We start from the raw sequence: 21,764 nt of genomic DNA on the forward strand, positions 1-21,764 counted from the left end.
TTGTACCTTGGTCTCGAGGAACGGGATCAGGGTGGTTTTGTCCCGCTTGGGGCCGGTCATCGGCCCCAAGCGGCTTGCCCCTTGACGGGGCCTCGGCCGGACGACGGGAGGCGAGGGGGAGTAGGCCCCTGCACTTGTGACCGCTGACCTCGGTCCCCATCACCCATCTCCTGGGCGCCGGGTCGCGCCTGCGAAACATCGAGCCGGCCATGTCTGCCGGGAAGCGGGGGAGTATGCCCGCGGCCCGATCCTCTCTCTGCCATCGTCGTTCTCGGGCGCTGCAATGAAAGCGCTATCAATCACATCTCGCCAATCTTGAAGTGGATTGTGGTCACATTTTGCACGGATCTGCCGTGAATTGGTTTTTTTGCACCCTAGACTGGCAGGGCTCATCTGAAGGCGGGACTGTAGCGGATGGGGGAATGCCGGGGCACACCGGCGTCACACACAAAACAATGAAAATAAAGGACTATCAATGGCTAGATGGATAATCGCGGCCGGATTGTTGGGGACACTCATGGCATCGCCCGGCGCGGCGGCGGCTGAGTGGTTCTTCCGCGGTACTGCGAATGGATGGGCGGCGACCGCCATGGTCTCGACCGACGGCGTCAATTTCGATACCTGCCAGTTCTTCCAGAGCGGGGATGCCAGTGGCGGCCCGCGCTTCAAGATAGACAGATACGGCAACTGGCAGCAGAGCTACCCGACTGCCGACAAGCTGGTCAATGCCAATACCCACTATCAGATCCGGATCAATGCCGGCACCCAGGCCATCACCGCCACGGCGGTCGACAGCTGCACGGCGTCCGGTTTTGCCAAGAGCTGGCCACAGATGCAGGTGCGCGGCACCTTCAACGGCTGGGCCAGCCTGCCCATGACACTGGTCGCGGATCACCTGTGGCAGGCCGAGGCCTACATGGATGGCAAGGCCAGCCAGCGCCTCAAGTTCGATCAGGCCGGTGACTGGGCCACCAATTACGGTGACAGCAACGCCGATGGTGTGCTCGAGCGCAGCGGTGGCGACATCCTCTGGAGCGGCACCGGCACGGTGCGCTTCCAGATCAACGACCAGACCCTGGCCTACAGCATCACGCCCTTCGGGGATGACAATCAGCCACCGCTGGCGGTCATCACCCCGGGCGGCACAGTCAATGTGACCCTGGGAGAGACGCTCACCTTGAGCGGCAGCGACTCCACGGATCCAGATGGCCAGATTGCCGGCTACCTCTGGAGCAACGGTGAGACCACCGAGAGCATCAGCGTCAATACCAGCCAGGCAGGTACCTTCACCTATGGCCTGACGGTGACTGACGATCAGGGTGCCAAGGCCAGCAGCAGCGCCAGCGTGGTGGTGGCAGCCCCGCAAGCCAGCGACAAGTGGTACTTCCGCGGCACCCCCAACAACTGGGGCCTGACGGCCATGACCAGCCAGGACGGGGTCAATTTCTGTACCGAGCAGGCCTTTGGCAACAGCGATCCCCGCTTCAAGGTGGATCACAAGGGGGACTGGACCGAAGCCTATCCGGCCCAGGACTACAAGGTGACCGGCAACACCCGCTATCGCATCTGCTTCGATAGCCAGCGCAAGGCGCTGGACGTGGCGCCGCTCGCTGGTGCCGACACCCAGGCACCGACGGTCAGCGCGAGCCCGGCCCCCGGCAATTATGCAGAGGTGCAGTCCATCACCCTCATCGTGAGCGACGATAAAGACAGCGCACCCAAGCTCTACTTCACCCTGGATGGCAGCACCCCGAGCACCAGCTCGGCCCTCTACAGCGGGCAGGGGATAACCGCCAGCGACAAGGGCAGTGGCGCGGATCTGGTGATAAAAACGCTAGGCGTTGATGCTGCCGGCAATCGCCGTGAGCAGAGTTTCAGCTACTACATCGGCGATCAGGCAGTGTCTGCGGGTGATTTTCGTGGGGAGAGCATCTACTTCCTGCTGACCGCCCGCTTCTATGACGGGGATGCCGGCAACAATTACCATAACCGGGATCGCTACAAGGCGGGGGATCCCCACTGGCGCGGCGACTTCAAGGGGCTCATCGGGAAGCTGGACTACATCAAGGATCTCGGCTTCACCGCCATCTGGGTGACGCCGCCGGTGGAGAATCGCTCCGGCCTCGATTATCACGGCTACCATGCCTACGACTTCTACCGGGTCGATCCCCGGCTGGAGTCGCCGGGAGCGGGTTACCGTGAGTTTATCCAGGCGGCCCACGCCAAGGGGATCAAGGTCATTCAGGACGTGGTGATCAACCACTCCAGCCAGTACGGCCTGCGCGGCAAGACCTGGATCGATCGCCTGCCCGTCAAATACTACGTGCCGACCGGCTCCAAACAGGGGCTGATCAACAACGGCCCCTATCAAGGGAACCTCGGGGACTACGCCAGCGCGAACCGCTGTGACGATGACAACCCGGCGGCCCCCGACTGGTACAAGGCGCGCTGTCAGTCCGATCCGGAAGGCCTGGTGCCCCTGGTGGATCCCAAGACCGGCAGCACGGTACCGAGCGCCGGCTACAACCCCAACCGCTTCTTCGGCATCGACGCCCAGACGCTGGATCCGGCCTGGTATCACCTGGACGGCTTCATGTCTGGCGGTGACTGGGAGAATCCGCTCTCCCTGCAGCGCAAGCACATGGCGGGGGACTGCATCGATCTCGCCACCGGCAACGCGAACGTCAAGGCCTACATCAACGGCGCCATCCACCAGTACCTCGACATGGGGGTCGACGCCATCCGCATCGATACCCTCAAGCACATCGAGCGGGACGAGCTGCTGACCTATGTCCACGACTGGCAGGCCCACAAGCCGGGGTTGTTCGTGTTCGGCGAGAACCTGGTGAAGGGCACGGGCTGGGGCTCTGAAATCGACAACGACAACGCCTCGGCGGTGATCCGCCCCTGGTGGTACACCCGCACCACGGCCAACCCGGCCAACCCCCGTGCCGGTGGCGACTCCGGCCTGTCGGTGCTGGACTTCTCCCTGTTCTCCACCTTCCGTGACAACGTGACCAAGGGCAGCTTTGGCGGCGTGGGCGGGATCTTCGCCATGGACTGGGTCTACGGGGATGCCACCAAGCTCATCACCTTCTTCCAGAACCACGATGTGGGGCCGGACAATGACTTCAAGTACCGCTACGGCGGGGAAGAGGGCAACGCGGCCATGACCTACAACCTGCTGTGGACGGCGCGGGGCATCCCGACCCTCTACTACGGGGAGGAGGTGATGTTCCAGGCCGGCAAACCGCAAGACATCGACGGCGCCACCATGACGGTGGATCAGACTGGTCGCGCCTACTATGGCGACGTGCTGGACAACCCGGCGACCCCGTCCCACCCGCTCTATCAGCACATCAAGCGCCTGAACCAGATCCGCAAGGCGGTGCCCGCCCTGCAGAAGGCGCCCATGAGCCAGGTGAGCGAATGGGGTAGTGGCATGAGCTTCGTGCGGGATCTCGGCGCCGAGGGCAGCTACGCGGCGGTCGGCCTGGCCGCGAACTCGGCCCAGCAGATCACCATCAGCGGCGTCAAGAACGGCAGCTACACCGATGCGGTGACCGGCACCACGCTCAGCACCAGCAATGGCAGCCTGAGCTTTGCGGTGCCTGCCTACTCGGCCCGGGTCTGGGTGCTCGGTGGTCCCGGCAAGGTTGGCGCCGATGGCAAATACCTGAAGTGATGGGGCTGATGCGAATGGCTCGGCAAGCCGGGTTATCGTTTCGCTGAAATGAAAATGGATAAATACCCGAAGTCGGCCCCTGGGCCGACTTTTTTATGCCCGCGTGTTGGCCGCAACGGGTATCGAAGCCGGGGCTAGGGACACAGTTGCACCTAAATGAGGCGTTCGCACTGATTTGGTGCGCCGCTATTAAATGGCTGAGCCTCCATTGACCCTGAAAATGCCGTCGCGTACGGGTGTCTTCTGGTTCTCATGTATGGCGCCAAGCCTGATGGGGCAAGGGGGGTGGCCATTTTTGCGTGTCCCGCGAGAGACGCCATGGGGCCCCTTGGCCGCCGACCTCGCAAATATGCTGGCTCGCCGGATCCGGCCGTTTTCAACCTGGTGTTATCACCTTGAATTTTTATCCTTTACGGAACATAAATCCAAATATATGGCATTTGTCGAATTCTTGTTTCGATTGGCGTTGTTTTTGCTGCAGTTTGTAGCGGGCTAACCCCATGGACAGGGCAAGCCTCCCATTTTTGTCGCACGCGGCGCCTTATCGGCCGTCAGGCAGCATTCGATGTTGTGTTATTGGTTATCAAAAGGAGTCATATGGAAGGTGAAATGACCATGCAGCCGCTTGCTGCGAGCAAGGGGTTGGCCCATACCCTCAAGGACGATGTGTACGGCATGGTGCTCGGCGTCATGTTTATCGCCGTGGGCCTGAATCTGCTCAAGTGCTCCGGTATGATCACCGGCGGTATCGCCGGCATCGCGCTCTTGCTCGCCCATGTCAGCAGCCTGCCCATCGGGGTGCTGTTCTTCCTCGCCAACCTGCCTTTTCTGGTGTTCAGCTACTTCACCATGGGGCGCGACTTCATGCTCAAGACGCTGGTGGTCAATGTAGCGCTCTCGGCCGCGACCCAGGGGGTGCCGCTGCTGCTGACGGTGAGCTACATACACCCGCTGTTTGCCGCCCTGGTGGGGGGCACCTTCCTCGGCATGGGGGTGCTATCGCTCGCCCGCCACAACGCCTCAGTCGGGGGCATAGGGGTGGTAACGCTCTGGTTGCAGCGCCGCGCCGGCATCAACGCGGGCAAGAGCCAGATGCTGCTCGACGTGCTGGTATTTGTCCTCTCGCTGCTCACGCTGCCGCTGCCCCTGCTGCTCTGGTCCACCCTGAGTGCACTTGCCATGAACGCCATGCTGATGAACTGGCACAAGCCCGGCCGTTATCAGGGGAGCTGAGGGTCGGAGGAGAGGAGCGGATGGTACAAAAATATCCGGATCGGGCGGTTCGAGACAGAAGAGCCCCCAACGGCAAAAAAGATCATCTTGTCGTGGAAAACGCCATGGTTACAGCTGAATTTATTGGTTTTTTGCCCCGTTGGCGGCGTTAAACCGGGCTACACCATAAAAAATTCAAAATACTTCTTTACCACTGGCCAATGCATGAGTAAAATTTGTCGGCAATATTTTCCACCCCCACTTCCACAACGGTGAGATATTGCCATGCTCAGGATTGCCAAAGAAGCGCTGACCTTCGACGATGTATTGTTGGTTCCAGCACACTCCACTGTTCTTCCGAATACCGCTGACCTGCGCACCAAGCTCACGTCTGCTATCTCCCTGAATATTCCGATGATTTCCGCTGCCATGGACACAGTGACCGAAGCCCGTCTGGCTATCGCACTGGCCCAGGAAGGTGGTATCGGTTTTATTCACAAGAACATGTCCATCGAGCAACAGGCCTTCGAAGTGCGCAAGGTCAAGAAGTACGAGAGCGGCGTCGTCTCCGACCCGGTCACCGTACGTCCCGACATGACCATTGCCCAGATCAAGGAGCTGAGCCTCAAGAACGGCTTCGCCGGTTACCCCGTGGTGACCGAGGGCAACATTCTGGTCGGTATCATCACCGGCCGTGACGTGCGCTTCGTGATCGATCTCTCCCAGACCGTCGAACAGGTCATGACCCAGAAGGATCGTCTGGTCACCGTGCGTGAAGGGGCGCCTCGTGAAGAGGTGGTTGCCCTGATGCAGAAGCACCGTATCGAGAAGGTGCTGGTGGTCGATGCCGACTTCAAACTCAAGGGCATGATCACCGTCAAAGACTTCCAGAAAGCCGAGCGCAAGCCGAACGCCTGTAAAGACGAGCGTGGTCGCCTGCGCGTCGGTGCCGCCGTCGGTGCTGGTGCCGGTAACGAGGAGCGCGTCGCCGCCCTGGTGGAAGCCGGTGTGGACGTGCTGCTGATTGACTCCTCCCACGGCCACTCCCAGGGCGTGCTGGATCGCATCAAGGCAACCCGCGAAGCCTATCCTGACCTGCAGATCATCGGTGGCAACGTGGCTACCGGCGCTGGCGCCCTGGCGCTGGTCGCTGCCGGCGTCAATGCCGTCAAGGTCGGTATCGGTCCGGGCTCCATCTGTACTACCCGCATCGTGACCGGTGTCGGCGTACCCCAGATCACCGCCATCTCCGACGCCGTTGATGCGCTGGAAGGCACCGGCATCCCGGTGATCGCCGATGGCGGCATCCGCTTCTCCGGCGACTTGGCCAAGGCCATCGCCGCTGGCGCCAGCTGCGTCATGGTCGGTTCCATGTTCGCCGGTACCGAAGAGGCGCCGGGTGAAATCGAGCTCTACCAGGGCCGCTCCTTCAAGTCCTACCGCGGCATGGGCTCCTTGGGCGCCATGTCCAAGGGCTCCAGCGATCGCTACTTCCAGACCGACAACGCCGCCGACAAACTGGTGCCGGAAGGGATCGAAGGGCGCGTGCCGTACAAGGGCCGCCTTAAAGAGATCATTCACCAGCAGATGGGCGGCCTGCGCTCCTCCATGGGCCTGACCGGCAGTGCCACCATCGATGAGATGCGCACCAAGGCCGAGTTCGTGCGTATCTCGGGCGCCGGGATGAAAGAGTCCCACGTCCACGACGTGACCATCACCAAAGAAGCCCCCAACTATCGGATGGGCTGATAAAACGGGGCACTGGCCCCGTTTCTTTAATCCTTTTTATCCCCACACCAGCCTGATGCAGGAATAAAATGACTAACAATATTCACGCTCACCGTATCCTTATCCTGGATTTCGGTTCTCAGTACACCCAGCTTATCGCCCGCCGTGTCCGTGAAATCGGTGTCTACTGCGAGCTCTGGGCCTGGGATGTGACCGAAGCGCAGATCCGCGACTTCAATCCCAACGGCATCATCCTCTCTGGCGGCCCCGAGTCCGTGACCGAGGCCGGCAGCCCCCGTGCCCCCGAGTACGTGTTCAACGCCGGCGTGCCGGTATTCGGCATCTGCTACGGCATGCAGACCATGGCCGAGCAGCTCGGCGGCAAGGTGCAATCCTCCACCGAACGTGAATTTGGCTATGCCCAGGTCGAAGTGCTGGGTCAGTCCGGCCAGACCAGCGCCCTCTTGCGCAACATCGAAGACGCCATCGCACCGAGCGGCCAGGCCCTGCTGGACGTCTGGATGAGCCACGGCGACAAGGTCACCGAGATCCCGGCCGGTTTCACCACCATCGCCCAGACTGCTACCTGCCCGCATGCCGCCATGGCCTGTGAAGAGAAGAAATTCTACGGCGTGCAGTTCCACCCGGAAGTGACCCACACCCGTCAGGGTGCCCGTCTGCTGGAGCACTTCGTCAAGGACATCTGCGGTTGCGAATGCCTGTGGACCCCGGCCACCATCATCGATGACGCCGTCGCCCGCATCCGCGAGAAGGTGGGTGACGATGAGGTGATCCTGGCCCTCTCCGGTGGCGTGGACTCCTCCGTCGTCGCCATGCTGGTGCAACGTGCCATCGGTGATCGCCTGACCTGCGTGTTTGTGGACAACGGCCTGCTGCGCCTGAACGAAGGCGCCCAGGTGATGGAGATGTTCGGTGATCACTTCGGCCTCAATATCATCAAGGTCGACGCCGAAGATCGCTTCTTGTCCGCGTTGGCGGGTATCGACGAGCCGGAAGCCAAGCGCAAGGCCATAGGTCGTGCCTTCGTGGAAGTGTTCGACGACGAAGCCAAGAAGCTGAAAAACGCCAAGTGGCTGGCTCAGGGTACCATCTACCCGGACGTCATCGAATCGGCTGCCAGCGCCACCGGCAAGGCCCACGTCATCAAGTCTCACCACAACGTCGGCGGCCTGCCGGACGAGATGAAGATGGGTCTGGTGGAGCCCCTGCGCGAGCTGTTCAAGGACGAGGTGCGCCGCGTCGGTCTGGAGCTGGGCCTGCCCTACGACATGCTCTACCGTCACCCCTTCCCGGGTCCGGGTCTGGGTGTGCGCGTGCTCGGCGAAGTGAAGAGAGAGTACTGCGAGCTGCTGCGCAAGGCCGATGCCATCTTCATCGAAGAGCTGCGCAAGGCCGACCTCTACAACCAGGTCAGCCAGGCGTTCGCCGTCTTCCTGCCGGTGCGCTCCGTCGGCGTCATGGGCGATGGCCGCAAATACGACTGGGTCATTGCGCTGCGTGCCGTCGAGACCATCGACTTCATGACCGCTCACTGGGCCCACCTGCCCTATGACTTCCTGGGCCACGTGTCGAACCGCATCATCAACGAGATCAACGGCATCTCCCGCGTGGTGTACGACGTATCCGGCAAGCCGCCCGCCACCATCGAGTGGGAATAAGCGGCTAACGCCTCTTCCTGCCGATAACGCAAAACTGTCAAAAAGACGCCCTTGAGGCGTCTTTTCTTTTTTCAATCGTTTGCGTGCAACATCTTTCTGGTTTGAGCACCCTCTATCGCTGATCTGCCCCTGTCATATGTGACAGGGGGCGCTTTATGGATCCAGCACTACGCTAATTCATGCCAATTGAGGCTGGCCGTTGTGAGACGGACGTCGTGGCAAAGTGCAGAGAAGGGAAGTGCCAGCGCTCGTTTTAACAAAAGCAACATGGCACATGGTCATACCGTCAGGCCTTCGGTATGCCACTCCGGTGGAGTCTGGAAACCACTTGAATAAACGGGGCGGATCCCGAACAGCCATACGAGTAGGGTAAGTAATCACGGAGGGTTTGTTATGTCAGAACAAGCAGTGCTTGTTGGCGGATGGACGGCATATCACAAGTTGACCGCAAAAGATCAGGCGGTATTCGATGCTGCGCTGAAAGGATTTGTGGGGGTGCAGTACCAACCCTTCGAAGTCTCCACCCAGGTGGTAGCTGGCACCAACTACCGCTTCAAATGCAAGAGCACGGTGCCGCTGCCCAACCCGATCCACGGGGAAGCTGTGGTACAGATCTTCCAGTCTCTGGATGGTTCAGCCCATATCACCTCCATCACCCCGATCTGATCCGGCAGAAGGGTGAGCCGGGGAGGAGGTGAAGCCACCGACCGGTTAGCCTCCAAACCTCACCAATGAAAAAGACGCCCTTGTGGCGTCTTTTCTTTTTCCAAGTGTTTGCGAGTAACTTTGGCCTCGGGCGCAGGGGTTAGCGGTCGTGTTGCCAACGTTGTCGTAGTGAGTTCCTGAGTCGATCAGCGGATCATCATTTATCGATTCCGCACATGACGGCAGACTGTTATCTCTCCAGCCAGGGGCGGGGAGCAACCTTGTCCATCGTGAGTTGTACCAGGAATGGTTCAGGATACCCGCCGTTTCGATGTCCCATATTGATGCGAGTTGCTGATGCTCCTCCCAAGATGGGTTAATTTATTGATCTTGCTTGGGAAACGACGATCTCCCTCTTTTGCTTATCTGCTTTGCTCGCTAGGATAGTCGTTTGGAAATGGCCTATTTGGAGTCACCTATGAGTCAGGTCAGAGACATCGAGCAGACTGGAGGCTGTCGGGCGGTAGCTTGAGTGTAATTTGGCAATGGCACGGGTAAGCCGAGCTCTATTGGGTGTCGCAGTGGATGGAAGTGTATGAAACAGCGGATCCAGTATCAGTCGGACTTTTCTGGTCGGATGCTGTAGCGATGTAAGCGCATTACTTTACTGACTTGTTCACGCAGGCGGGGTTTGGTGCCGCTTTCCATGGCTGGTTTCTTTTCTGTATTTCATTCGGTGTAAGTGATCGAGCCAAAAGAGGAAGTCAGGCGAATACATTCAGATATCAGTGACAGTTTGGTAATGATATGATTTAAAATGAGTTTTTTAGGTGGCTATGAAGATGAAACGGAGTGATACGGACGGTTATGCTATTGGATCAATGCTGCCTTTTATCTAATCTCTGTTACATTTTCTGTCGAATATAGGAGTATGAGTTGAAACTGAAGGAAAAACTGAAGGAAAAACTGAAGAAGACGAGAAGGAGATCACTTCTATCCTATTTGGTCATTTTTTTAGCAGCTGCCTATTTTTTTGATGACCATTATCAAATTGGGTGAAGCTGACCGGTACTACGCTGCGCTCAGTCTCAGCAGCTTACCCAAAGCATTAGGAACCGGAGACAGTATGCCACGCTACGAACCGATAGAGCGACTGGGTGTAAATGAGGTTGAACGCATTGTTCTCAATGAACTGGGCTGGGTGTTTCGCGAACAACCTATAATGGATATGGGAATAGACGCTCACCTAGAGCGGGTGCAAGAAGGAAATCCCGACGGAAAATTACTCGCGCTGCAAATAAAGACAGGGCCAAGCCACTTTAAAGAAAAAGAAAACTCATTCACTTATTATGGAAATACTACACATCTTGACTACTGGACTAGCCATTCATTACCAGTGATATTAGTTGCTCACCTCCCAGGAATTAATAAAACCTTTTGGCAAGTTATAACTGAAGAAACAGTTTCTAGAACAGGTAAAGGCTGGAAGGTAGAAATACCCAAGTCAAATGTATTTGGTGAAAGATCAATTAATGAACTGGTAGTACTATTTGAAGGCACTCCAGAGCAGCAGCGGTTTAGGAAGCTCACTATTGATGAACCCCTCATGAGGCATATAGCAGATGGGGGTAAGGTCTCTTTAGAGTTAGAGGAGTGGATCAATAAGTCATTGGGACGCACTCCGGTAGAGGTATATATCTACAACAAAGACGGAGAGGAAACCCTAGTCAAAGAATGGTTTCAGCTCTATACGGGATTTAATGTTCGGGAGTTAGCTATTGCACTATTTCCTTGGTGCCATCCTGTCATCGACGAGGAATTTTATGAGCAAAATTGTGACGATTATGGCGAAGAAGATTGGAGAGAAGCACTAAGCTGTGCAATCGATGAAGACAATGGTGTTTATTATCAAAAAGATCCGAATACAATCTACCCTTATGCGGAAGGTGGTGGTGAAGTAGAAGCTTATAGACTCGAGCTAAAACTTAATGAATTGGGACGTGCTTTCCTCGTAGTGTCGGATCACATACTAAGCAAATGAACATGTAAGCCCTAACAATGCCTGCCAAGCCGACCCGCTATGCACTGCGCTACACTCCGTTCCAAACGGGCGGTTGATGGTGGCGTTAAATGCACGAGGAAGTTATGAACAAACCTTTTCAGAGAATAGGCTCGAAATCCAATGCCGATGTAGGTCGTGAATTTGAATCTGCTGCATCAAAGTTTTTTATTAATAAAGGTATAAAACTTACTCCCAACGTGAAAATTGCAGTAGGCGTTGCAAACTTGAAGAAAGAACATGCGTTCGACCTCGGTTGTATTGAACAACAGATCATCGTCGAGTGTAAGGCTCATAAATGGACAGCAGGTGGTAATGTTCCTAGCGCCAAATTGACTGTATGGAATGAAGCAATGTACTACTTTTTCACTGCTCCAACAGGATTTAGAAAAATTATGTTTGTACTTCATGATTTCAGCGCAAAGAGAAATGAGACTTTAGCTGAGTATTATATCCGAACTTATAAGCACTTAATCCCAAATGATGTCGAGCTTTGGGAGTATGATGAGAACACTAAACGCGCATCGCAATTGTGCATTTAACAAACGCCTCAAGAGAGATTGTCAACGCGTGGCGTTTCCAGTCCCATTGAGCCGCAGTGGTTATGGTTGTTGTGTTCGAATTTGTTTGTTATGCGCTGCCAGCCGCCTTAGGCGGGCGTTAGGCTACATAAACGAGAGCTATGGATACACAAGGCATTCATGATCTTGGGTCAGCCATGCTGCATTGGCTTTGCTTTCAAAATCTTTGTGGTCGTGGAACACTGATGTCCGAACACTACGATACCCCCTTGATATCGCCGGACGACTGTCCGGCGATATCTGATGGTCTCTTGCCTTATGACCGCAGGCTCTGCATTTCCCTTGTCAGGCAGAGCATCACAGTACCTACCTCACTCATACCTCGCCGCTCCCCAGGCGTGTATCGCTTGTTTGCGGGTCTCGCCCGATAGCCGCCGAGCTTGCCGCTTCCCACCAGGCCCACGGCGCGGGCGGCCTGTGGTTGCCGATGACGCTCGCCAGACGCTGATCTGGAAGTTGGCACTGCTTATATGCGCGGAAATGGGAGATTCGGGGCCTTTGTGTCGCCGAACATCTGGTTGATCACCGTTGGTGTACGTGACAGATCCTTTTTGCAGCAGGACCTAGGGCCATCTGAGCTGCAATTGTGTCAGTGGCTCGCCAAGGCCTGCGTGCCATCAATCTTGGGTGGCACGTTTGTATGGCGATGTAATGGCCATCTGTAACAAAACAGGCGATCTCGATCCCAATTCTCTATAATGCCCCCTTTATAACCGCCGGGCCCATGTCCGGCGGTGCCATATGGTCTGCTTTAGTGTCGCTAAGCAGGGCCACGACAAGATTGAGAAATGGTTATGCATACCCTGGAACAGCTGCGCGCTGGCGAGTTGAACGGTGCTCGTCACCTCAAGCTCTCTGAAAATCTGACGACTTTCCCCCTCGAGATTTTGAGCCTCAAAGAGACACTGGAGGTGTTGGATCTTACCGGTAACCAGCTTAGCGAGTTGCCGGACGCGCTGGCCGAATGCACCAAGCTGCGCATCATTTTCTGCTCCGAGAACCGCTTTACCGCGCTGCCCGAGGTGTTGGGGAACTGCCCTGCGCTCTCCATGGTGGGCTTTAAGGCCAACCGGATCGACGTGGTATCCCCCCACTCGCTGCCCGCCAGGCTGCGCTGGCTGATCCTGACCGACAACGCCATCGAGCGCCTGCCGGACGAACTGGGTCAGTGCACCTCCCTACAGAAGCTGATGCTGGCGGGCAATCAGCTGACCGCCTTGCCAGAGACTCTCGCCAACTGCCAGCAGCTCGAGTTGCTGCGCATCGCCGCCAACCGGCTAGAGGCGTTGCCCGAGTGGCTGCTCTCCCTGCCACGGCTCTCCTGGCTCGCCTATTCGGGCAATCCCTTCGCCGAGACGTGGGAGCAGCAGGTCGGCACCGAGGTCGACGTCGATGACATTCCCTGGCAAGCGCTAGAAGTGGGTGAGCTGCTGGGGCAGGGGGCATCCGGCGCCATTCACCGGGCCCACTGGCACCCCAAATTGGGGCAAGCAGCGGGGCAGCCGCAGGAATTGGCACTCAAGCTGTTCAAGGGAGCCATGACCAGCGACGGTCTGCCGGCGGCCGAGATGACGGCCGCCATGGCGGTGGGTCGGCATCCGGCGCTGATCGAGGTGATGGGTCGGGTGAGCGATCACCCCTCCGGCATTCCCGCCCTGGGGATGGCGCTCATTGACCCGGCCTTTGTGAACCTGGCCGGGCCCCCCAGCCTCGACTCCTGCACCCGGGATGTTTATCCGGCCGGGCTCTCTCTCACCCTGGCGACTGCGCTGGAGATGGCCAGCCAGATAGCCTCTGCGGCGGCTCATCTGCACCGCTCGGGCGTCATGCACGGGGATCTCTACGGCCATAACATCTTGCACGACGGGCGGGGCCGCGCCCTGCTCGGGGACTTTGGCGCCTCTTCTTTCTACCCGCTGGGGATGCCGCTGCTGGCAACCGGGCTGGAGCGGCTGGAGGTGCGCGCCTTTGGCTGCCTGCTCGAAGAATTGCTGGCGCTGTGCCCGGCGACAGCGGCCGCGTGCGAGGTGCTTCACCGACTGGCTAACGAATGCCAGCGCCCGGAGACGGCCCTGCGGCCGAGTTTTGCCGAGATCGATGCCCGACTTGGTCAGATCCAGCTGCCGTTGAGGGCCGAGATGGCACCATTCATGGCATAAACGGCTGCGGGTGGTGAGTCCTGCAGATAAAACGTTGCAAGATGGCGAGTAAGTAGTCAAACGCACCTGTAAAGGTGAAGTAAATGCACATTTAATGCTGCTGGCGATGCCCCAATGAAATGGGCGGGCCAGGGTCGACAAGGCTTGCACCGCCCCGGTGAAGTTGTGATATTGATGCATCATTGCACATGACAGGAGGACGATGATGGAAGCGGCGTTTTGGCATCAGAAGTGGAAAGAGAACCGGATAGGCTTTCATCAGGCGGATTTCAATCGCTGGTTGCAAGACGCGTGGTCGGCCAGAAAAGGGGATGAACCCGTGCTGGTGCCCCTGTGCGGCAAGTCTGGCGACATGCTCTGGCTCAATCGGCAGGGTCATCCCATCGATGGCTTCGAACTTTCCGAGCTCGCCATCGGCCAGTTCTTTCGCGAGAACGGGTTGACCGAGACGGTGACCGAGGCCGGACCTTACCAGTGCCATCAGCACGAGACGTTGCGCATCTATCAGGGGGACTTCTTCGCGGCTCCCAAGCTGGACCGCCGCTACCGACTGGCCTACGACAGGGCCGCGCTCATCGCGCTGCCAACCCCCATGCGCCGCCAATATGCGGAGCTGATGAGCCGCCTCATCGAGCCGGATGGGCAAGTCTTGCTGGTGACCCTGGAATATCAGCCCGAGCAGCAGCAACAGCCGCCATTTTCGGTGGGGGAGATGGAGGTGCGCGGCCTGTTCGAGCGCGATTTTAGCGTGGAGGTGCTGGGTCGGTCGGCCGAGCTGGATCACCCCAGGGTGCAATCCGGCCAGCTTTCCTACTTCGATGAAGTGGCCTACCGTCTGACTCGCCGCGCCTGAGTCGCAGCCTTGAAAGCATCATGAGCCTGAGACTCTCTTTACCTCTTTTGACATAGATCAACGTGGTGGTGCAGGGCTCTGTCTAAGATGATCCTGTTTCTCAATCACTGTTGGTCCCGGCCGGTGTGCTCTGGTTAGCATCTCTAGGTCCGTCATCAGCTCAGTGTCTGATTTTCACGCTCATGTTCACTTTTGGCGGCTTTGGTCGCAATTGATTATGGTTTTTCCAGCCGACCCGAGGGTCGGCTTTTTATTGTCCATTATCTGCTGCCTCAAGGGGATTCAGGCGTCGAAGGTGCTGGCATTGAGCCGGAACGCCTTGGGATCGTCGATAAACTGGCCGGTGATCCGCTCGTCGTGCTCGTGGCCAAGGCCATAGCTGCAGAGGATCAGCCTGTCCGATGTTCTCGATCTTAACTGGGTGATAAAGCGCACCAGATCGGCGCGGCTCAGGTTGCCGACCTCCTCGCATACCCGCTCCCGCTGATCGAAGCCGAGATCCTTGTTGCCGATGCTGACCCAGAGCCGCTGACCCCGGCTGCGCAGGTTGGCATCCCGCTCGCTGAGCTGGGCCTGCAGGCCGGCCTTGCTGTCTTGCCACTGCTGCTCGGTGAACTCCAGCATGGCGATGGGGAAGAGGTCGATGAACTCCTCCACCGCATCCAGCAGGATCTGGGGCCCCGCCACCGGCGACTGTATATAGAAGATGAGGCCGGGGTGGCGGTTGAGGGGCAGGTTGCCGGCCCCGACCACGTAGCCGAGTTGCTGGCGGGTGCGCAGTTCGTGGAAGAAGGTGGACGACATGATGTGGTTGGCCAGGGTGAAGCAGGCGAGATCCCGTGGCCGCACGGTGCGGGACTGGTAGTAGACCAGCAGCGCCGAGTCTTCGTGCTCGCAGCCCTGCTCGCGAATGAGGGTGCCTCTGTCCTGAATGGAGATGAGGGGGCGGCGGGTCTCGCCGCTGGGCTGGCTGTTGCCCTTGTCGCCGTTGAGATGGCGCTCCAGCAGCGCCGCCAGATCCAGTGCCTCGGCCGCGTCCCAGTCCCCGTGGATCAGGGTCTCCACGTGTACCTTGGCAAACAGCTGGGCGACGAAGTCGGGCATCTCGTCCAGGCGAATGGTGCGCAGGTGGCGCAGCAGTTGCGCGAACGGCGGGTTGTTGGGTTGCAGCAGGCTGGTGAGCTGGTTGAACAGCTGGGAGATGGGCCTTGTCTTTGACTGGTTCTCCCAGTTGCGAATGAGCTGCTCCTTGATTTCGCTAAAGCGGGCCGGATCCGGATACCCCAGGGTACGGTTGCCGAGGATCATGTCCAGCAGCAGCGGCTGCTTGTCGGCAAAACCGTTCATGTTGATGGTAAAGCCTCCCTGGTGGGCATAGATCTGGTAGCCGAGACCGGCGAGCTCAGCCGGGTAGGTGAGGGCATTGAGGTGATCCGTGAGCAGCTCCACCGCGAGGCGGGCCATGGCGATGTGGCGCGGGCTCTTGACCGCGTGTTCGCTGTCGATGGAGATGTAGAGGTTGCCCTTGGGCACCCCAAACAGGTGCTCGTGCAGGTGCCAGAGCCTAAAACCTGGCCGGTCGATGAGGCAGGCCGGCATGTCGGCGGGCAGGGACGGCGCCCGGGCGTCCAGCCGCTTGCTGATGAAGGGGTTGGGGCTGGGCAGATGCAGGGCCGGGTCCGGCTCGCTCTGTTGCCAGCGGATCTTGTCCGCTTCCGCGATGGGGGTGACGCTGTAGGGGGTCTGATACCAGCGGGCGAGGCGATCCGTGCTCACCTCCGGGGCCTGGATGGTCACGCGCAGGTTGTGGGGGGTGAGCTTGGCGAGGAAGCGGCGGATCAGCGCCTCGTCATATTCCCGCATCATGTAGTCGCCATACAGCAGATCTTGTGGGGCATAGCTGAACAGGTTCAGCACCAGGCCGGAGGCGGTGTCCAGCGCCCGGCCTCGCTCCTGGAAGCGAAATGCCGATTCCAGCACGCTGCGTTTCTCGTCATAACGCCAGGCCTGCAGGCCGTCGCGCTCGATGAGTTTCAGGTAGCCAAACAGCTCGGCCACTATCTCGTCGACATGTTCAAGTCCGAGGGGGGTGAGGCCGAAGCTCACGCCAAAATCCTTGAAGTTGGCGCCGCTGACGCCACCACCGGCGGCGAGCTGATTGACCCAGCCACGGGCCTTGAGCAGGGAGAGCAGGCTGCCGTCGCCCTCGTAGCCGATGAGGTGGCTCAGGAAGGTGAGCGGTTTCTGCTGGTAAAACGCATCCACGCTCGGCAGGGGGAAGGTCAGCGCCAGCTTGCGGCTCTCCTTGACCGGCCTTATCTGAATGCAGATGCCGAGATCGTCGAGCCGGTAGAGCGGAGCAAAGAGGCTGGGCTCCCCCAGATTGCGATCCGGGATGGGGCCAAAGAAGCGATCGCACCAGCCGAGTTGGGTGTCGATGGATTCGGGCGAGATCATCACCAGCGCCATGCGATCCGCACTGTAGTGTCGTTCGTAGAATGCTATGAGATCGGAGCGCAGATCCCGGCCCGGGAGATCCGCCAGGGTATCGAGATTGCCGACCGAGAACTTGGAAAAGGGATGGGCCGGGTTGACCGTCTCTTTATGGACCTGATAGCTGCGCCGCACATCGTCCTGCAGCTTGAGGCGATACTCGGAGTCGACCGCGTTGCGCTCCTTGTCGACCCACTCCGGCGCGAAGGTGGGGCAGATGAAAAACTGGGAGAAGCGGTCGAGCCCAGCCTCGAAGAAGCCGTTGTCGATGTCGAAGAAGAAGTTGGTGAACTCGGTGCCGGTCCAGGCATTGTTGCTGCCGCCGTGGCGACTCATGAACTGCTGGTACTCGCCGGGCTTGGGGTAGGTGCGGGTGCCGAGGAACAGCATATGCTCAAGGAAATGGGCCATGCCCTGGCGATCGACAGGGTCATCGAAATGGCCGGTGTTGACGGCCAGAGAGGCGGCGGATTTGTCGGTATCCGGATCGCAGATCAACAGGACCCTGAGCCGGTTTGCCAGCTCCAGATAGTGATACCGCCGATGGTCGTTAGGACTGACATGTGGGCTCATTAGGGCTGACTCGCGGTGAATTTATTTGAATTTAAACATGATTATCGACCCCGCTATCTCACGAGGCAAACCCTTTTCTGAGAGGTAGCGCAATTGTTTCCCCCCGCATGGCGGGGTAAGATTCTCCCGCTATTTAAACAGGCCCCCTGGGCGAGGTTGTAATGAAGATCTACATCATGCGTCATGGCCAGGCTGGCATGAATGCAAAAACCGATGAGCTGCGCCCACTGACCGAGCAGGGTATCGAAGAGTCCATCCACATGGCTCGTTGGCTGGCCCCCCAGCTGGCCGACTCCCTGAGCCTGGTGCTTCACAGCAACTACTTGCGAGCCAGACAAACCTGGCTGGCCATCGCCCCCGAGCTGCCCGAGGCCGCCATGGTCGAGGAGAGCGGCGAGATCACCCCCTATGGCGATCCGGCCTTTGTCGCGAGTTATCTCACGACGCTGGCGGCGCAGCACGACAGCATACTGCTGGTCAGCCACCTGCCACTGGTGGGTTATCTGGTGCAGAGCCTCTGCCCGGCGGCGGGCGCCCCCATGTTTGCCACCTCGGGTCTTGCCTGTATCGAGTGGCAAAATGGCAAGGGGGTATTGCTCTGGTTGGAAGGACCACATACAATACGTTAAAAGTTAATAAAAAGTTACAGATTGGTTTTTTGGGGATGAGATAGGCGGTTTTTCCGGTTTTTTATACAAATTTAACGGAATTATTTCGCAGAAGCTGCTGTCATACGGATACAACTGCAAGAGGTTGCAAACGATGAGAGTATTCAAGAAGTACCTGCCGCTGATGGTGGCAAAACATGTCAAAACCTTCTTCAAGGGACGGATCTACATCCACGGCAGGGGGCGCTTCGATTTCCAGTCGGGCTTGCTGATGATGCCATTGCAAGCCGACATTCCCCACCGCCAGACGGTGCTCGAGGTGAACGAACTCATTTCGAGACTGCACATGGACGCGGCTTGATCCCCTCGTCAGCAGGATGATCCTCCCCATGCCCGCCTCAGTGCGGGCATGATTGTTTTTGGGGCCGGAGCGGCGATGGTGGCTCTGTTTGATGCCGTTTTTGACTGACTTTGTCGACCCCCGTAGGTGATGCTTGCTTATCCCGTTTGCCTCTCTATACTCCCGCGAAATACCCGCTATTTCGTTCTGGATATCGCAATGCCCCTTGCCTTTCTGTTTCCTTTCTCCTGCATGGCTATCTGGGCCGGCAACGGCATCGTCAGCAAGCTGGCGGTGGGGATACTCTCGCCGGCCGCGCTGGCCTGGTCGCGCTGGATGGTGGCGGCCATCATTCTCACCCCCTTCCTGGCACAGCGGGTCTGGCGTGAGCGCGCCAAGCTGCGGGCCGGTTTTTACCAGCTGGCCATGCTGGCGCTGCTCGGCATGGTGCTGAACCAGACCTTCGGTTACTACGCAGCCCAGACCCTGGGGGCCACCGAGATCGGCTTGATGATGGGCCTGACGCCGCTGATGACGGTGCTGCTCAGCATCTGGCTGCTGCGAGAGCGCCCGACCTGGGGCGCCCTGCTCGGGGGCGTCATCTCCCTCTTCGGGCTGGCCATCTTGCTCGGGCAGGGGGATCCTGGCCGGTTGTTTACCCAGGGTATCCACCAGGGTTACGTCTACATGCTGTTGTCGGCGGCGACCTATGCGCTCTACAGCGTGCTGCTCAAGCGCTGGGATCTGGGGCTCGACAACTGGTCCATGCTCTACGGCCAGGTGCTGTGCAGCCTGCTGTTCCTCACCCCCTTCTACCTGCTGGTGGACGGTCACTGGCCCGATGGCAGCGCGCTCTGGCTCATTCTCTATGCGGGGATCCCGACCTCGGCGCTCTCTCCCTGGCTCTGGATGCAGGGCATAGCGCTGCTCGGGGCGAGCCGCACCGCCATCTTCATGAACCTGCTGCCGGTGATGACGGCGGCGCTGGCCATCAGCTTGCTGGGCGAGACGCTGACCAGCTATCACCTGATCGGCGGCGGCATGACGCTGCTGGGGGTCTTGCTGGCCCAATTGCTGGTCAAACCCGTGGTGGTGCGGCGACGGGCCAGGCTGGCGGTGGCCACTTGCCGGGAAGATTGAACGAAAAAGACCGCCCCAGGGCGGTCTTTTTGGCTCCGGGTCTTGGGTCCGGATGCCGGGCTATTGCGCCGTCAGATAGAGATCTTTCGAATACACCAGGTCTTGCGGGTTGTGGTAGGGGTAGCCCTTGACGTTGGGCTTGAGCAGCCGTGACTTGACGTAGAAATAGACCGGGGCGATGGGGGCCTCCTCGTCGATCAAAGCTTCTGCCTGCTGATAGAGCCGGTTGCGCTCGGCCGGATCCTGAGAGTCATGGGCCTTGGCCAGCAGGGCGTCATACTGCTTGTTGAACCACTTGCCGCTGTTGGCGCTGCTGCTGGAGGTCATGATGTCGAGGAAGGTGGAGGCATCGTTGTAATCCCCGTTCCAGGCGTAGCGGCTGACCACGAAATCCCCCTCGTTGAGCACCGACACCATGGTCTTCCACTCCATGTTGTTGAGCTCCGCCTTGACCCCCAGGTTGCGCTTCCACATGGAGGAGATGGCCAGCGCTATCTTCTTGTGCCCCTCGTTGGTGTTGTAGAGGATATCCACATCCAGCGGCTTGTCGGGGCCGTAGCCCGCCTCCGCCAGCAAGGTCTTGGCCCTGGCTATCCTCTCCTCCTTGCTCATCAGCTCGCTGGCGGGGCGCTTGAGCTCGAAGCCGTCTACGCTCGGCGGTGTCAGGCTGAAGGCCGGCAGCTGCCCCTGTCCCAGGATCTTCTCGGTGATGGTGCTCCGATCGATGGCCAGGGAGAGCGCCTTGCGCACCTTGGGGTTGTCGAAGGGTTTGCGCTGGGTGTTGAACACGTAGTAATAGGTCGAGAGCAAGGGGGCGCTGACCAGCTCTTCGGGGCTTTGGCTCTTGAGCTGCTGATACTGCTCGAGCGGATAGGTGGTGTAGTGCAACTCGCTGGCGCGGTAGCGGTTGTAAGCGGCGGTCTCGGAGACGATCTCCAGATAGACCACCTTGTTCAGCACCGTATGCTGGTTGTCCCAGTAGTGGGGATTGCGCTCGGCAACCAGTTGCTCGTTCGGGGTCCACTCCTTCAGCACGAAGGCGCCGTTGGAGACGATGTTGCCCGGTTTGACCCACTCGTGGCCGAACTTCTCGATGGTCGCCCTGGGGGCCGGGAAGGTGGTGTAGTGGGCCAGGGTCTTCAGGAAGAAGGGCACCGGCTTTGCCAGGGTGATCTGCAGGGTGTGGGCATCCAGGGCCTTGATGCCGAGGGTCTCGGGCTTGGCCTTGCCCTGGATCACCTCGCCGGCATGGGCCACCCCGGTCAGCTCGATGAACCAGGCGTAGTTGGAGGCGTTTTTGGGATCCGCCGCCCGCTGCCAGCCATAGACATAGTCCGCCGCGGTGACCGGCTCACCGTTTGACCACTTGGCGTCGGGTCTGAGCTTGAAGGTATAGACGGTGCCCGTGGGATCGAGCTCGTAACCGAGGGCCCCCGCAGCCAGCAGCTTGCCGTTGCCATCCAGGGTGTAGAGCCCCTCGAACAGATCGTTGACGATGTCGCTGCCAGAGCTCTCTTCCACCATTTGGGGGTCGATGGAGCCTGGCTCTGCGCCGATATTGCGTACGAAGGTCTGCTGCGCAGCGGGGAGTAATTGGGTGCCGGCAGGCACCTGGGCCCCCAGAGCGGGGAGGGAGATCAGGGCGGCAACCGTGCCGGCGATGAGAGTCCTTTTCATTGAATATCCTTATGTTTTTTTGCTTCCAAAGCCTGGCCAGTGTGCGGGATCGATGGGGAGATCTCAAGGGGGGCGGGCGCGGGATCCCCTGGCTCGACCGTATGGGGGGAGGCGGGTCAAACGGTGTGAGCGTTGTGCATTCTTGTCACGAATTAACATACCGAAAGAGGTCGATTGAGCCCTGAATTTTGCCAGTTCATCCCGCTTTCAGGAGGCAAACTGGCGATTTATACGCCGTCTTAATTCGCTGCAAAAACAAAAAACAACCGTTACATTAGGTTACAAAATGACGCTGCCGAGGTTCGGCACTTTTTTTGCCGACACTTGCAAAC

General features: G+C 58.8%; 14 protein-coding genes. 12 read left to right on the forward strand and 2 right to left on the reverse strand.

Annotation, left to right across the window (positions count from 1 at the left end):
* Nucleotides 1–475 precede the first annotated feature (475 nt).
* From MM194_RS01110 to MM194_RS01150, 9 genes are all read left to right on the forward strand, one after another.
* Nucleotides 476–3,685 (forward strand): alpha-amylase family glycosyl hydrolase, encoded by a 3,210-nt coding sequence (locus MM194_RS01110; RefSeq protein ID WP_241342358.1) that lies wholly within the window; start codon nt 476–478, stop codon nt 3,683–3,685.
* Between the two features lie 597 nt (nt 3,686–4,282).
* Nucleotides 4,283–4,918 carry a YitT family protein gene (locus MM194_RS01115; protein ID WP_241342359.1) on the forward strand — a complete coding sequence of 212 codons (636 nt, stop codon included), beginning with the start codon at nt 4,283–4,285 and terminating at the stop codon, nt 4,916–4,918.
* Nucleotides 4,919–5,182: 264 nt separating this feature from the next.
* Nucleotides 5,183–6,646 (forward strand): IMP dehydrogenase, encoded by a 1,464-nt coding sequence (gene guaB, locus MM194_RS01120; protein ID WP_033129584.1) that lies wholly within the window; start codon nt 5,183–5,185, stop codon nt 6,644–6,646.
* A gap of 68 nt (nt 6,647–6,714) precedes the next feature.
* The gene (gene guaA, locus MM194_RS01125; protein ID WP_033129583.1) at nt 6,715–8,304 is read left to right on the forward strand and encodes a glutamine-hydrolyzing GMP synthase; all 1,590 of its coding nucleotides are present in this window, start codon (nt 6,715–6,717) and stop codon (nt 8,302–8,304) included.
* Between the two features lie 393 nt (nt 8,305–8,697).
* Nucleotides 8,698–8,970, forward strand: a complete 273-nt coding sequence (locus MM194_RS01130; protein ID WP_033129582.1) for a hypothetical protein — start codon at nt 8,698–8,700, stop codon at nt 8,968–8,970.
* Between the two features lie 1,105 nt (nt 8,971–10,075).
* Nucleotides 10,076–10,990, forward strand: a complete 915-nt coding sequence (locus tag MM194_RS01135) for a DUF4365 domain-containing protein (protein ID WP_241342360.1) — start codon at nt 10,076–10,078, stop codon at nt 10,988–10,990.
* An 89-nt stretch (nt 10,991–11,079) separates the two neighbouring features.
* On the forward strand, nt 11,080–11,550 hold the full coding sequence (locus tag MM194_RS01140) for a hypothetical protein (protein WP_241342361.1): 471 nt from the start codon (nt 11,080–11,082) through the stop codon (nt 11,548–11,550).
* 833 nt (nt 11,551–12,383) lie between these two features.
* Nucleotides 12,384–13,748, forward strand: coding sequence for a leucine-rich repeat-containing protein kinase family protein (locus tag MM194_RS01145; protein ID WP_241342362.1), 1,365 nt, complete (start codon nt 12,384–12,386; stop codon nt 13,746–13,748).
* A gap of 205 nt (nt 13,749–13,953) precedes the next feature.
* Nucleotides 13,954–14,601, forward strand: coding sequence for a thiopurine S-methyltransferase (locus MM194_RS01150; RefSeq protein WP_241342363.1), 648 nt, complete (start codon nt 13,954–13,956; stop codon nt 14,599–14,601).
* Between the two features lie 282 nt (nt 14,602–14,883).
* Here the strand turns inward: MM194_RS01150 and MM194_RS01155 are convergent, their stop codons facing one another.
* Nucleotides 14,884–17,667, reverse strand: coding sequence for an insulinase family protein (locus tag MM194_RS01155; protein WP_241342364.1), 2,784 nt, complete (start codon nt 17,665–17,667; stop codon nt 14,884–14,886).
* A gap of 161 nt (nt 17,668–17,828) precedes the next feature.
* Between MM194_RS01155 and sixA the strand changes: the two genes are divergently transcribed.
* The 3 genes from sixA (at nt 17,829) to MM194_RS01170 (ending at nt 19,755) form a co-directional block, all read left to right on the forward strand.
* Entirely contained in the window at nt 17,829–18,296 is a 468-nt protein-coding gene (gene sixA, locus MM194_RS01160; RefSeq protein ID WP_241342365.1) for a phosphohistidine phosphatase SixA, read from the forward strand.
* Nucleotides 18,297–18,429: 133 nt separating this feature from the next.
* A complete protein-coding gene (locus MM194_RS01165) occupies nt 18,430–18,636 on the forward strand; it encodes a DUF1107 domain-containing protein (protein WP_005324080.1) in 207 nt (68 codons plus the stop codon).
* Between the two features lie 198 nt (nt 18,637–18,834).
* Nucleotides 18,835–19,755, forward strand: coding sequence for a DMT family transporter (locus MM194_RS01170; protein WP_033129942.1), 921 nt, complete (start codon nt 18,835–18,837; stop codon nt 19,753–19,755).
* Nucleotides 19,756–19,815: 60 nt separating this feature from the next.
* Here MM194_RS01170 and MM194_RS01175 read toward each other — a convergent pair whose 3' ends face one another.
* Nucleotides 19,816–21,432: a peptide ABC transporter substrate-binding protein gene (locus MM194_RS01175; RefSeq protein ID WP_033129943.1), complete on the reverse strand. Its 1,617-nt coding sequence runs from the start codon at nt 21,430–21,432 to the stop codon at nt 19,816–19,818.
* Between the last annotated feature and the right edge of the window lie 332 nt (nt 21,433–21,764).

Source organism: Aeromonas sp. MR16 (assembly GCF_022549315.1).
In the GTDB taxonomy this organism is placed as follows: Bacteria; Pseudomonadota; Gammaproteobacteria; order Enterobacterales; family Aeromonadaceae; genus Aeromonas; species Aeromonas aquatica.